Consider the following 12942-nt stretch of genomic DNA (forward strand, 5'->3'; position numbering starts at 1 on the left):
TCGCGCTGTCTTTCCAACTGCGGTTTTCTCGATGAATGGATTCAGGTAGTCGATGCGCTATTCGGTCGAAATAAGAAAATTCCTTTATAGCCAGTACTTTTATGGCGGCCTGCGCATCGCGGTCGGCGTGTCGTTACCGGCCATCCTGTGCCTGATCGTGTTTCACAATCGTGAACTCGGCTTCACGATCGCGACTGGCGCGCTCGGCGCCTGCGTCGTCGACATGCCGGGCCCGCTCAAGTACAAGCACAACGAGATGCTGGCCTGCTCGGTGATCGGCTTTCTGTCCGCGCTCGCCACCGGCCTCGCCACCGTCAATCCGATCGCGCTGTGGTGCACGGTCGTGCCGCTTACGTTCGTGCTGTCGCTGATCGTCGTGTACGGCAACCGCTGGCCGCAGATCAGCTTCGCGACGCTGTTCATGATGATCATGACGCTGGAGGAGCACTTCACGCCGCTGCAGGCGCTCGTCAATGCGTCGTGGATACTGCTCGGCGGCCTCTGGTACACGTATTGGTCGACCCTCGTGAGCCGCTGGATGGTGCATCGGATCGAGCAGCAGGCGCTCGCCGAAAGTGTGTTCGCGTGCGCGGACTATCTGCTTGCGCGCGCCGCGTTCTACGATCTCGACAACGACCTCGACGAGTGCTACCGCAACCTCGTCGACAAGCAGATCTCCGCGGTAGAGCGCCAGGACGCCGCGCGCGACATCGTGCTGCGCAACCTGCCCAGGCTCAAACGCGGCAAGCTCGAACCCCGCCGCGCGATGCTGTACAACCTGTTCATCAATACCGTCGATCTGCACGAGCTGTTCGTCGGCGCGCAAACCGATTACACGCTCGTGCGCAGCACGTTCGGCGGCTCCGACCTGCTGGTGTTCTATCGCGATCTGATTCGCAAGGCTGCCGAAGATCTCGAGGAGATCGGCCTCGCGGTGCTGCAGAACCAGGCGCCGCGCAAGCGCGTGAACGTGAAGGCCGAGTTGCGCGCGATCGAGTATGAAATCGAGCTGATGCGCAAGCAGGAACTGCCGACCCAGAACCCGGAGGCATATTCGGCGGTGTCGTCGAATTTCCGCCGCATCTGGAGCGCCACGCGGCTGATCGACAAGATGCGCCGCAGCCTCACCACCGAGCCGAGTCCGACCGAAACGGAACTGCGCATCGATCAGGCGCTGAGCCGCTTCGTGACGAGCCGGCGCGTGCCGTTCGGGCAGATCTTCTCGAATCTGACCATGGCCTCGCCGAGCTTTCGCCATGCATTGCGCGTGACGATCGCGGTCGCCGTGGGCTTCTGGCTCGGCCGCCTGCTGCCGCTGACCAACGCATACTGGATCGTGATGACCACCGTCATCATCCTGAAGCCCGGCTACTCGCTGACCAAGCAGCGCAACGGGCAGCGGATCATCGGCACGCTGATCGGCTGCGCGGCGAGCATCGCGCTGATCATCTTCGTGAAGGAGCCGCACATCCTGATGGTCGTGATGTTCGCGTCGATGGTGATGAGCTACAGCCTGCTGCTGTTCAACTACACGGCGAGCGTCGTGTTCACGTCGTCGTATGTGCTGCTGCTGTTCCATCTGCTTGCGCCGGGCAGTCTGCGCATCATCGGCGAGCGCGCGATCGACACCGTGGTCGGCTGCGCGATCGCGATCGCGGCGAGCCACCTGTTCCCGTACTGGGAGTACCGCTTGATGGGCAAGCTCGTCAACAACATGATCAGCGCGACGCGGCAGTATCTCGAAGCGAGCTGGTGGTGGAGCGGCAAGCCGGCCGCCGCGGTGGTCGCGGCCGTGACCGAAGCGGGCGCGCGCGCGCCGGCGGCCGCGATGGCGGACCCGGCGCTCGGCTTTGGCGGGCCGGCGCTCGCTGTCGCTGGAGCCGAAGCCGATGCCGAAGTGGAGAGTGGCGCCGGTGCGCGCCGCGCGGAGCGCGCGAGCCGTGCACCGCCGCTCGCCGACGCTAGTGCAGAGGCGAACGCGGCCGACGCAGCCCAAGGCACCACCACGATCCGCAATCCGACCGCGCGCCCGGCAAGCGGCACATCGGCCGCCGCTGCCGCGGCGGCGACCGCGCTCGATCGCGATTACCGCTATCGGCTCGCGCGCAAGAACGTTCACGTTGCGTTCGCGAATCTCGGCCAGGCGTTCCAGCGCATGATGCTCGAACCGAAGTCCGCGCAGAAGTTCGTGCCGGAGTTGAACGGTCTGCTGGTGCGCAGCCACGTGCTCGCGTCGCAGATCACGGCCGCCGCGCCGCTGCTGCGCACCTCCGCGCAACAGCAGCAACAGGTCGAGGACATCTCGCTACAGCCGCTGCAGCGCGCATTGAGCCTCGTGCGCGACAACCTGAGCGCCGCCGAAGCAGGCACCGCGTTGCCCGCCGAGCAGAGCGAGCAGATCAAACTGATGAGTCGCGAACTCGATGCGATGGTCGTCAACACGGAGAAATCGCCGGACTATACGGCGGATGCGGTGCACGACACGAAGCTGCTCGCGCATCAATGCAAGCAGATGCTCGCGGCGTCCGCGCAGATTCGCAAGGACGCGAGCATCATCCGGTTGCCGGAGGAGTGAAGCTGCGAGGCGCGCGGGCGTTATTGCGCTGCGCCGCTCGCCGGTTTCAGTGCGTTGACTGCCGCGGCCGCCTCCGAGGCCACCGGCGGCACCTGCGTGGGCTGGCTCTCGAACTCGTGCTTTTGACGGATCGCGTTGTAGATCAGCGTTGCGATCACGAGCAGAATCGCCACCACGATAAAGACGGCGATGCCAAAGGTCGGGTTCTTCTTGCGCGGCGGTCTGGTCATGAAGCGGGCTCGGTTCGCGTAGCAGTCGCGGATGGGTCGGAGAAGGCGGCATTCTACGCCCAGTGAGCTTGCACGCGGCTTGCAGCCGACGGGTTCGGTATGGATGCGCCGTGGCGCGTTTGCTATCGAAACAGCAAGCGGCGCTCCTGGCACTCACGGATGCTCCACGAGCATCACGTTACCGCCGACGAACGCACCGGCAACGCCGTCGAATACTTGATCTGCTCCATCGCGAAGCTCGAACTCACGTCGTACAGCGGCACGGCCGTGATCAACTGCTTGTAGATCCGGTCGTAGTCGTCGATATCGGAGACCACCACGCGCAGCAGATAGTCGGTCTCGCCGCTCATCCGGTAGACCTCGACCACTTCCGGAATATCGCGCACCGCCTGCGTGAACGCGGCGGCCCATGTCTCCGTGTGCTGGTTCGTGCGCACCGCCACGAACACCGTGGTTCCGACGCCGAGCTTGCGCGCGTCGCACAGCGCCACTTGCGCGCGAATCACGCCCGCCTCCTTCAGGCGCTGAAGCCGCTTCCAGCAAGGCGTCTGTGACAGATTCACGCGCTGCGCGAGTTCGGCGATCGGCATCGTCGCGTCCGCCTGCAGCAATTCGAGCAGCTTCCGATCGATGATATCCATACCCATACCCCCACCTCTCATAGGAAATTATTCTACTTTTCTGACGGTCGAGGAAATTATATGGAAACTGTTTCTCCGGGCAAACCGGTATAAATATCGATACCGAAAATTGCCGACCAGCAGCGCCCGAGCTGCATCAACACCATGAGCGACGACCTTCGCGCCACCGCTTTCGAGCATCTTCCCGACTACCTGAAGTCGCTGCCGGACCCGGCCCGACTCGATGCGGCCGCGTTATCTGCGCACACGCTGCGCGATATGAAGCGCACACCGCTCGAGCGCCTGTGCGACACGCTCGACGCGATGTTCGAAGCCTGCGCGAAATTTCCAGAACCGTCGCATTCGACGTTCTTCGCGCGCAGCATGCGGCTCGCGCTCGCCGAGGCGGCCGCCGATCCGGCGCTGCTCGCACCGATACAACGCGAAGGCTCCGCCGACACCTATCGGCGCCATCTGCTCGTCGCCGATCCGCAAGGCCGCTATGCGATCGCCGCGCTGGTCTGGCAGCCCGGCCAGGCGAGCCCCGTGCATGCGCATCACACGTGGTGCGGTTACGCGGTGGTCGAGGGCAAGCTGAGCGAAACGGTCTTCGAATGGGACGACGCGCAGCAATGCGCGAGTGCGCTGCGCATTCAGACACGCAAACGCGGCGCGGTGTCGTACGTGCGCGGCGGCCGTGCCGCGATTCATCGGCTCGGCAACAGCAGTGATGCGCCGGCGGTGTCGCTGCATATCTATGGCGTCGAAGGCGCGCGGATCGGCACGCACGTGAACGACATCGTGCGCACGGCCGACGCCGCGGAGATGGTTTAACAACGGTTGCACGTCACGACGACACGTGACGTGACGTGATGTGACGCGTTCGCGCGACTACGAACTCATGCGAGCACACAAGCACGCGACCGTCCTCGCACGGTCGCCAACAAGCCCCCGCCTCAACTCTTCCCGCCGACATCGCCCGCCGTCGGAATTTGCGGCGGAATCGGCGCGGTCTGTCCGGTCGGCGGCGGCGCTGGACGCGGTTCGTGCGACACGTCACGCGCGGGCGCAAGCGGCACATGTGTCGATGCGCGCGCCGACGGGCCGACGGCGCCCACTTCATACTCCGCTTCGCGCAGATGCTCGTGCGCCGCTTCGCGGGTTCGTTCGCGCGCGGGTTCATGCGCCCTTTGATGGTCTTTGCCGTGCGCGCCGTCGCGCGCCCGCTGGTGCGCGTCGGCACCCGCATCCACAGGCGCGACGAACCCGGTCATCTCATCGTCGCGCAACGGCTCGCCGTCGCTATCCTTCGACGACGTGTACACCCGCATCTGCGCGACCGGAATCTCGATGCCCGCCTCGTCCATCTTGCGCTTGAGCCGCAAATTGAACGCCCGCGCGACGCTCCATTGCTGCAGCGGCCGCGTCTTGATCTGTCCTTTGACGACCATCCAGTTCGGATCGAAGCGGTCGAGACCCCACACCTCGATCGGCCCGAGCATCTCGCGCCGGTAGCGGAAGTCGGCCATCAGCTCCGCGCCGACTTCGCGGATCAGCTGCGTGATCTCGTCGACATCGGTCGAGAACGACATGCGCACTTCGAACACCGCATACGCGAAATCGCGCGACAGGTTCTTCACGATCTTGATCTGCGAGAACGGAATCGCGTGGATCGCGCCCTGCCCGTCGCGCAGCCGCACGGTGCGGATCGACAGATGTTCGACCGTGCCCGCATGGCCGCCATCGACGTCGATCCAGTCGCCGACCGAGATCGTGTCCTCGATGATGATGAAGAGCCCGGTGATCAGGTCGGTCACCAGCGACTGCGCGCCGAAGCCGATCGCCAGACCGATCACGCCCGCGCCGGCGAGCAGCGGCGTCACGTTGATGCCGAGGTTCGCGGCGGTGACGATGCCGCCGATCGTCATGATCGACACGAGCAACACGTTGCGCACCAGCGGCAACATCGTGCGGGCGCGCGTGCTCGGACTGCGCGCCTTGTTGCGCGGGCTGCCCGGATTGAGCGTTTCGGTGATCGCGGTGTCGACCAGAATCCACAGCAGCCACGCGATAAAAACGGTGGCGACGATCGCCGTCATCGCATGCGCGATACCGCGCGCCGCCACGTTCCTCTCGATCACCTCGGCCAGCGACACGTCCCACAGCCGCGCCGCGAATTCGAAGAAAAACAGCCAGATGAACAAGGTCAGCAAGGTGCCGCAAAAGCGCAACAGGCGCGTCAGATATGGCGAGCGGCGCCGTGCGCGGGCACTGCGCGGGCGCGTCATGCGCAGCACGATCGCCGACAGGAAAAACGCCAGCACCAGCAGCAGCGCGGTCACGATCGAGATCTGCAGCACGTTTTCGCTGGAGCCGGAGCCGCCCAGCGTCGCGACCACCGACGCGGCCGCCAGCACCAGCACCGGCACGTGCCACATCGCGGCAAGCACCTCGAACGCATCGGTCGCCGCCCTGTGGTCGTTGCGCTGCTCGTACGGCCGGTTGCGGATCAGGTGCGCGACCGGCCGGCGGAAAGCGAGCGCGAAATAGCCGGTCAGCACGGCGGCCGTCATGTTGGCCGCGGTCGAAATCAGCGCGGCGAGGTTGGTGCCGATCTGATGCTCGACGTCGTAATTGACGGCCGCGTCGCCGAGCGCACCGCACACGCCGATCACGAACAGCACGCGGCGCGCGTGATCGATCAGCAATCGCACCGCGACGCGCCGGTGGCCCGAGCCGAACAGCGAGAACATGATCAGGCAGATCGCGGAAAACACCGCGCCCGCGACGATCGCATACGCGACCACCATGCCGAGCGTGCGGCCGAGCGCATCGGGCATCGCGCGCATGAACAGTAGCGCCGCGATGAACGCGATGATCCACGGACCGACGCGGCGCAACGCGAAGATCAGCAGCTCGCGCGTGGTGGGATTGGGCCGCAGCACCAGCTCGACGCCGAAGCGCCGGTGCAGCCGATGCTGCAGATAGATCAGCGCGCCGGCACACGCGCCCCAGCCCGCCAGCATCCCCAGCATCGCCAGCAGGATCGAGCCGAGACCCTCGCGCCCCTGGCCGGAGACGATCGTGTACAGCTCATTGCCGGCAGCGGTCACGCGCCCGCTCCAGTAGCGCACTGGCGTGCGGCCCTGATGCACGTCGGATTCGAACGACGCGATGCCCGATGCGATCGCGCCGAGCAGGCCCGGGCTAGGTTGCGCGGCCGCTGGCGAAGGCGGCCCGACGGTTTGCGCGGCGCTTTGCGATACGTCGCGCAGCTTCTTCAGCTGGGCGACGAGTGCGCTGCGCTGGCGGTCGTTGTCGAGCGTGGCGATCACGCTGTCGAGCGAGCGCGCAAGCTCCGCCTGGTTCGCGGGCGACGGCGCCGACGCCGCCTCGGGCGCCGACGCACCCGAGGCCGCGGACGCGGGCGTCGCGTTCACCGTCGCGCTGTTGATCAGGCTCTGCAATGCCGGGATCACCGGCGTGCCGCCGCCGACCGCGGGGCCGGCGGCCTGCGCGATGCGCGGCAGCGCGCCGAGGCACAGAATCAGCGTGGCGCACACGAGCGCGGTCAACCAACCCGGCACATATGCGCTCTCGCGCGGGTGGGCGTCGCCGCTGGCAGTGCCGCGAGCGGCGTGATCGGAGGAGAGATGAGGGGCGGTGAGAATCGCCGGCTGCTGCCCGCCGCCAGACGGCGCAGCCTCGGACTCACGCCGCGACGGGCATGACTGCATGGCAATCCGTGAGAAAACGGCAGACGCCAGTGTAGCCGCAGTTACGCCCGGCGCGCCCGAACATGCGTAACCGAATGTTAGTACGCTTGCGCGGCCGGCGAATTCGATGCGCCGGTCGTCAGTACGCGACCGTCGCGATCTGGCGGACGAAGCGGCCCTGCTCCAGTTCGTCGACGAACGCGATCGCGTAGTCTTCGGCCGAAATGCGGCTGTTGCCGTCCGCATCCGCGATCAGCGTGTTCGCGCCCGTGCGGAACTGGCCGGTGCGCTCGCCCGGCGCGATCAGCGCGGCCGGCGCGAAGAACGTCCAGTCGAGATCGGTCACGCCGCGGTAGTAGTCCAAGGCGTCGCGATGCGCGAGCGCGATGCCCTTGTACGCCTGCGGAAAACTGTCGGTATCGACCAGGTGCTTGCCCGGCGCGACTTCGAGCGAGCCCGCGCCGCCTACCACGACGACGCGCTTCAGCCCCGCCGCGCGCACCCCTTCGACCAGCGCGCGCGTGGCTTGCGACAGCTTGGCCAGATCGCCTTGCGGCGGCGCATACGCGCTCGCGACCACGTCCTGACCGCGCACCGCCGCGCCGACGCTCGCGGCGTCGAGCAGATCGGCCTGCGCCGCATGCAGATTCGCAACGCCGTCCGGCACGCGCGCCGGATCGCGCACCAGTGCCGTCACCTGATGCCCGCGACGCGCGGCTTCCGCGGCAATCCGCGAGCCGATCATGCCGGTCGCGCCAAACAAGGCGATCTTCAGTTGCTTGCTCATATCAGCGTACTCCTCAGGTTGTTTTATATGTAACACTGATAGTTACATATAACGAGAAAAAAACGGGGCTCTCACCCCGTTCATTGGTTAGTCACCGTCAAGCCCGGCGCTTGCGCTCGCGATGCTTCTCCGAGCGGACCACGTCGGCGGTCGCATCGGCGAGCGTGCGTGCGGCCAGCGCCGCTTCCATCGCCTGCTGCGCTTCGCCGATGATCCCGCTCAACACGCTCTGGATATTGCGCCCCACCATGCACGCGGGATTCGGCTCCTCGCGATGCAACGCGAACAACTGCGCGTCCTCCACTGCGCGATAGACGTCTAGCAGCGTGATCTGTTCCGGCCGCCGCGCGAGCAACGCGCCGCCACCGGCTCCCATCTGCGACGTGGTGAGGCCGGCCTCCGAGAGCATGGCCAGAAGCCGGCGGATCAGCGCGGGATTCGTGTTCACGCTGCCCGCGATCATCTCCGACGACAACGGCACACCCCCTTGTAACGACAGCAGTGCGAGCACATGCACGGCAAAGGCAAACCGGCTACTCGTGTTCACGGCAGATCCGTCCCGCAACGACAATGTGTAACCATCGTAATTACATATACCTCTAAAGTCAAACGGCGAAAGCCGGATCGAACCGCGTGCGGGTCATTTGTCCATCTGCTTCTGCGCGTCGGCGGACTCGGCCGATGCGCTCGACGAAGCCGACGAGCTCGCATTCTGCGCCGACCACGCCTGCAGCTTGCGTCCCGCCGTTTCGAGGCCCTGGCCCGTGATCGACGCGGCCCTGCCGAGCTGTGCGTTGGCCGCGCTCGCCGCGTTCTGCAGGTTGGCCTGCGCGCTCGACGCGAGCGCGGCCGGGTCGATCCTGATCGACGGCGCGGAGGCCGAGTCGAGGTTCTGCTGTGCGGCGTCCTTGGTCGCGGTGACCTGTTGGCCGACGTAGCTCGCGGCCTGATCGAGCTTCTGACCGGCAAGCTGCGCGGCGTCGTTGAGCTTGCCCGCGACCTGGCCGGCCGAAGCGTCGTTTTTCTGGCACGCGGCCAGCGCGCCGAACACGAAGACCACGACCGCCGCGCGGCGCAATAAGGATGAGGAAACAGATGAAATCATGATCAGAAAGGAGCCGCACCGAGCGGCTCGCACTTGCGAAGATGTGCCCATGATACCGCCGTTGCGCCGCGCGGCCGCTTCGAGTCACCCCGGCGAGCCATCGACGATTACGACGAAACCTCGGGTGCGGTTCGCCGCAAGGCCATGCAACTGAACCACAACCCCGCGTCGACCAATGCGATCATCGCCGGGCCAGGAAACGGAAGCGTGGAAACAGCTGTCTTCATCGACCGACTTCGCTGCGTAAGCGAAGAAAGCAGCGGTTCGGCGTTTCGCCAAGCCGCTGCTCGCCTGAATCGCCGTGGCGCGAATATCACCGAGCCAGTTAATTCGCCGGCGTCAGTATCGGTGCGCCGGCATCCTTCAGCAGAAAAACCAGGAATTTAGCCGGCTTGGTCTTGCTGGCATTGCGCCCGACCGTGTGCACGTCGTTCGGCCCTTCGTAGAAGGTTTGCCCCGGCTTCAGCGTGACGGTCTGGCCGCCGCGCACGCCCATCACGATCGAGCCTTTCAGCACATAGATGAAGCCGTGTGCATCGTGCCGATGTACCGGGTCCGCACTGCCGGGCGGATACTCGACCGAGAGCAGCGTGACTTCCTTGCCCGGATAGTCTTCCAGCGCCCTGGTCATCAGCGGCGCAACTTGCGCTTGCGGCGGCTCGTGCGCGTGTGCGGCGCCCGCTGCGAGCAGCAGCGATGCGATCAGCCATCTGGAAATATGCATGACGGTGCTCCGTTGCGCGTCGTTCAGGCGAGGCCCGACTTGTCGACGCCAAAGGCTTTGTCGTAGATGCCCGGCGGGATGCGAAAGCCAATGTTGACCCGATTCCACGCGTTGATCGACATCACCTGGAAGGTCAGGTCGGACAACTCCTTCTCCGAGAACTGGGTCCGCACGCGATCGTAGATTTCATCGCTCACACCCAGCGGCGAAATCTGGGTCAGCGCCTCGGTCCAGGCTAGAGCGGCACGCTCGCGAGGCGTGAACAGATTGGACTCGCGCCACACGGCCACGTGATGAAGGCGCAACGGACGCTCGTCATGGATCGTGGCCTCCTTCACGTGCATGTCGACGCAGAACGAGCAGCCGTTGAGCTGCGACGCGCGGATGTCGACGAGATGGCGGATGGTTTCCTCGATTGCGGACTTCTTGAGCACGAGGCTGAACTCGACGAACTTCTTGAACAGTTCCGGGGATTGCTGCTGGTAGTCGATGCGCTGGGTCATGGCATGTCCTTGGTGCGGTTGGAGAAAGGAGAAACGTTGCGGGAATGCGGTTCAGTCCTTCGCGACGGAGCGGCTGAGCCAAGTGTGGAAGCGCGTCGGGCCGATGCGATGACCGCCGCCGGCGACCAGGGTGCGGTCGTCCAGCTCTGCGCCGAAATAGCGAGCGTGGACATCGGCGATCACCGTGCGTGGATCGTTGTGCGCGGCGAGGAACTTGCGGGCGAGTTCGTCGAGTGGGAAGCGGTCCGGACCGGCGAGTTCGGTCATGTCGTTCAGCGGCATTCCCGCCGCAAGATCGGCGAGCACTGCGCAGACGTCGTCGGCGGCGACCGGCTGGATCAGCGCGGGCGAAAGGCGCACCTCGCCTCGCTGGGCGCTGGCCTCGATGATGCCGCCGACGAATTCGAAGAACTGGGTGGCACGCAGCAGCGTGTACGGAACGGGCGACGCCTTGACCAGCGTCTCCTGCGCAGCCTTGGCGCGAAAATACCCGCTTTGCTGCAGGCGTTCGGTGCCCACGACGGACAGAGCAAGATGGTGCTCGACGCCCGCCGCGTGTTCGGCGGCCAACAGGTTGCGGCCCGCCGTCTGGAAGAAGCTCATCACGGCCTCGTCCTCGAAGGACGGCGCGTTGGCGACATCGACGACGACATGCGCGCCTTCGACCGCTTTCGCCAACCCGTCGCCCGTCATCAAGTCCACCCCGGTCGACGGGGATGCGGCCACCACGTCGTGACCATCGCGGCGAAGCCGCCGCACCACGTTCGAGCCGATCAGTCCGCTGCCACCAATGACGACCACTTTCATGTTCCACTCCCTCCGGTTCGGTTGACGAAGCGCTTGCTGCTTGATCCGATGGGTGCAGTATCATTTCCAGCCGCCGGCGCCGCTTTGTCTGCGCCTTGTATTTCCGTCCAGAATTCCTCCATACGCTTCATCAGCGCGCCGGGTAGCGCATACCTGGCGGCTTTCTCGTCCTGGAGTCCCCAATGCAATGGGTTTTCGCTGACTGCACGCTGGACCTGGAGCGTCGCGACTTGCGCCGCGCTTCGCAGGAGGTCGCCACGACGCCGAAAGTGTTCGATCTGCTGGTTTATCTGGCGAGCCATCGCAACCGGGTCGTGGGCCGGGATGAGCTGATCAATGCGGTGTGGGACGGACGCGTGATTTCCGAATCCACCATGGCCAGCCACGTGAACGCCGCGCGCAGCGCGGTCGGCGATGACGGTCAGCAGCAGCGGGTGATCAAAACCGTGGCGCGCAAAGGATTCCGATTTGTCGCCGACGTCATCGAACATCCGGCATCGGACCAGGCCAGCGAGAAAACATCGACGCCAACCGAGACGTCATCGCCGGATGCGGCGCAGGCCAGCAAGCCTTCCATCGCCGTCCTGCCTTTCGTCAATCTCAGCGGTGACCCGGAGCAGGACTACCTGGCCGACGGTGTGATCGAGGACGTCATCACCGCGCTGTCGCGATACCGCTGGTTGTTCGTCGTCGCGCGCAACTCGAGCTTCACTTACAAGCATCGCAACGTGGATGTGAAGCAGATCGGGCGAGAGCTCGGCGTGCGCTATGTGCTCGAAGGCAGTTGGCGGCAGGCACAGGGCCGCGTTCGCATCACCGGCCAGCTCGTCGATGCGGGCACCGGCGCGACCCATTGGGCTGGCCGCTTCGAAGGCGTGCTCGACAATATTTTCGAGTTCCAGGACCAGATCGCCGACAGTGTGGTCGGCGCGATTGCGCCGCAGGTCGAACAGGCCGAGATCGCTCGCGCGCGGTTCAAACCGACCGAAAGTCTGCGTGCGTACGACTACTACCTGCGTGGCATGGCGCAGCTTCATCAAGGCAGCCGCGAAGCGATCGACGAAGCGTTGCCGTTATTTCAGCGCGCATTTGCGTGCGACCCTGAGCTTGCATCGGCGTACGCGATGGCGGCCTGGTGTCATTGCTGGCGCAAGGTCAATGGCTGGATGCACGATCGCCCAAGAGAAATGGCGGAAGGCGCCCAGTGGGCGCGTCGTGCCGTGGAGTTGGGAAAATACGACGCCGTCGCTCTCGCGCGCAGCGGTCATGCGCTATCGCATCTGGCCGGCGATCTGCCTGAAGGTATCGCCTTGTTGGATCGGGCGCTCGAATTGAATCCCAATCTTGCCGCCGCGTGGTTTCTCGGCGCATTTCTCCGCTTGTGGCATGGCGAAACTGAACAGGCGATCAGGCAATTTACCCATGCGATGCAATTGAGCCCGTTGGATCCAGAGCGTTATCGGATGCAGTTCGGCTTGTCGGGTGCGCATTTGTTCATGGGCAATTTCGTCCAAGCCGCTCTCTGGGCTGAGAAAGCCATCCGGGATTTGCCGAGTTTCGGCCTGGCCTACGCAACGCTCGCCGCGAGTCAGGCCTGGCTCGGCAAACCAGCGGAAGCTCGACGAGCTGCGGTTCGCTTACGCGAGCTGATTCCCGACTTGCGCCTCGGCAACTTGACCGACTGGATGCCGATCCGGCGCGACGAAAACCTTGCCGTCTTCACGGAAGGCTTGGCCAAGGCGGGATTCGATTCTGAACCCTGCGAGGATTGATGCAATCCTGCAGCGGGCGTCTGCATGCAGAGGCGCTCGCCTCGACATCGTTCAACGCTCTCCCACATTTCAGAATCTTCCGACGGTTGTAGACGAAACACCT

12 protein-coding genes are annotated in these 12942 nt (G+C 65.0%); 3 read left to right on the forward strand and 9 right to left on the reverse strand.

Features of this window, described 5'->3' with window-relative positions:
- The first annotated feature begins 52 nt into the window (after window positions 1-52).
- Window positions 53-2575: an FUSC family protein gene (locus tag G5S42_RS23310; RefSeq protein WP_176108930.1), complete on the forward strand. Its 2523-nt coding sequence runs from the start codon at window positions 53-55 to the stop codon at window positions 2573-2575.
- 20 nt (window positions 2576-2595) lie between these two features.
- Here G5S42_RS23310 and G5S42_RS23315 read toward each other — a convergent pair whose 3' ends face one another.
- Both G5S42_RS23315 and G5S42_RS23320 read right to left on the reverse strand, forming a co-directional pair.
- A complete protein-coding gene (locus tag G5S42_RS23315) occupies window positions 2596-2805 on the reverse strand; it encodes a hypothetical protein (protein ID WP_176108931.1) in 210 nt (69 codons plus the stop codon).
- 173 nt (window positions 2806-2978) lie between these two features.
- Window positions 2979-3452: an Lrp/AsnC family transcriptional regulator gene (locus G5S42_RS23320; protein ID WP_013089133.1), complete on the reverse strand. Its 474-nt coding sequence runs from the start codon at window positions 3450-3452 to the stop codon at window positions 2979-2981.
- Window positions 3453-3590: 138 nt separating this feature from the next.
- Here G5S42_RS23320 and G5S42_RS23325 point away from each other — a divergent pair, with 138 nt between their 5' ends.
- Window positions 3591-4259: a cysteine dioxygenase family protein gene (locus G5S42_RS23325; protein WP_176108932.1), complete on the forward strand. Its 669-nt coding sequence runs from the start codon at window positions 3591-3593 to the stop codon at window positions 4257-4259.
- A gap of 122 nt (window positions 4260-4381) precedes the next feature.
- On the opposite strand, the gene G5S42_RS23330 is transcribed toward G5S42_RS23325, so the two are convergent.
- From G5S42_RS23330 to G5S42_RS23360, 7 genes are all read right to left on the reverse strand, one after another.
- Window positions 4382-7162 carry a mechanosensitive ion channel family protein gene (locus G5S42_RS23330; protein WP_176108933.1) on the reverse strand — a complete coding sequence of 927 codons (2781 nt, stop codon included), beginning with the start codon at window positions 7160-7162 and terminating at the stop codon, window positions 4382-4384.
- Between the two features lie 118 nt (window positions 7163-7280).
- The gene (locus tag G5S42_RS23335; protein WP_176108934.1) at window positions 7281-7928 is read right to left on the reverse strand and encodes an NAD(P)-dependent oxidoreductase; all 648 of its coding nucleotides are present in this window, start codon (window positions 7926-7928) and stop codon (window positions 7281-7283) included.
- Window positions 7929-8025: 97 nt separating this feature from the next.
- The gene (locus tag G5S42_RS23340; RefSeq protein WP_176108935.1) at window positions 8026-8475 is read right to left on the reverse strand and encodes an Rrf2 family transcriptional regulator; all 450 of its coding nucleotides are present in this window, start codon (window positions 8473-8475) and stop codon (window positions 8026-8028) included.
- A gap of 93 nt (window positions 8476-8568) precedes the next feature.
- A complete protein-coding gene (locus G5S42_RS23345) occupies window positions 8569-9033 on the reverse strand; it encodes a BCAL1086 family glycoprotein (protein ID WP_176108936.1) in 465 nt (154 codons plus the stop codon).
- Between the two features lie 325 nt (window positions 9034-9358).
- Window positions 9359-9757 (reverse strand): cupin domain-containing protein, encoded by a 399-nt coding sequence (locus G5S42_RS23350; protein ID WP_176108937.1) that lies wholly within the window; start codon window positions 9755-9757, stop codon window positions 9359-9361.
- Between the two features lie 23 nt (window positions 9758-9780).
- A complete protein-coding gene (locus G5S42_RS23355; RefSeq protein ID WP_018432277.1) occupies window positions 9781-10260 on the reverse strand; it encodes a carboxymuconolactone decarboxylase family protein in 480 nt (159 codons plus the stop codon).
- Between the two features lie 51 nt (window positions 10261-10311).
- Window positions 10312-11067: an SDR family oxidoreductase gene (locus tag G5S42_RS23360; protein WP_176108938.1), complete on the reverse strand. Its 756-nt coding sequence runs from the start codon at window positions 11065-11067 to the stop codon at window positions 10312-10314.
- Between the two features lie 182 nt (window positions 11068-11249).
- Between G5S42_RS23360 and G5S42_RS23365 the strand changes: the two genes are divergently transcribed.
- Window positions 11250-12839, forward strand: coding sequence for a winged helix-turn-helix domain-containing tetratricopeptide repeat protein (locus G5S42_RS23365; RefSeq protein ID WP_176108939.1), 1590 nt, complete (start codon window positions 11250-11252; stop codon window positions 12837-12839).
- Window positions 12840-12942: the final 103 nt, after the last annotated feature.

This window comes from Paraburkholderia youngii (assembly GCF_013366925.1).
Taxonomy (GTDB): domain Bacteria; phylum Pseudomonadota; class Gammaproteobacteria; order Burkholderiales; family Burkholderiaceae; genus Paraburkholderia; species Paraburkholderia youngii.

What these genes read in the sequence shown, in the direction of transcription:
- G5S42_RS23310 (WP_176108930.1), top strand. Translation starts at nt 53, where the DNA reads ATGCGCTATTCGGTCGAAATAAGAAAATTCCTTTATAGCCAGTACTTT.
- G5S42_RS23315 (WP_176108931.1), bottom strand. Translation starts at nt 2,805, where the DNA reads ATGACCAGACCGCCGCGCAAGAAGAACCCGACCTTTGGCATCGCCGTC.
- G5S42_RS23320 (WP_013089133.1), bottom strand. Translation starts at nt 3,452, where the DNA reads ATGGGTATGGATATCATCGATCGGAAGCTGCTCGAATTGCTGCAGGCG.
- G5S42_RS23325 (WP_176108932.1), top strand. Translation starts at nt 3,591, where the DNA reads ATGAGCGACGACCTTCGCGCCACCGCTTTCGAGCATCTTCCCGACTAC.
- G5S42_RS23330 (WP_176108933.1), bottom strand. Translation starts at nt 7,162, where the DNA reads ATGCAGTCATGCCCGTCGCGGCGTGAGTCCGAGGCTGCGCCGTCTGGC.
- G5S42_RS23335 (WP_176108934.1), bottom strand. Translation starts at nt 7,928, where the DNA reads ATGAGCAAGCAACTGAAGATCGCCTTGTTTGGCGCGACCGGCATGATC.
- G5S42_RS23345 (WP_176108936.1), bottom strand. Translation starts at nt 9,033, where the DNA reads ATGATTTCATCTGTTTCCTCATCCTTATTGCGCCGCGCGGCGGTCGTG.
- G5S42_RS23350 (WP_176108937.1), bottom strand. Translation starts at nt 9,757, where the DNA reads ATGCATATTTCCAGATGGCTGATCGCATCGCTGCTGCTCGCAGCGGGC.
- G5S42_RS23355 (WP_018432277.1), bottom strand. Translation starts at nt 10,260, where the DNA reads ATGACCCAGCGCATCGACTACCAGCAGCAATCCCCGGAACTGTTCAAG.
- G5S42_RS23360 (WP_176108938.1), bottom strand. Translation starts at nt 11,067, where the DNA reads ATGAAAGTGGTCGTCATTGGTGGCAGCGGACTGATCGGCTCGAACGTG.
- G5S42_RS23365 (WP_176108939.1), top strand. Translation starts at nt 11,250, where the DNA reads ATGCAATGGGTTTTCGCTGACTGCACGCTGGACCTGGAGCGTCGCGAC.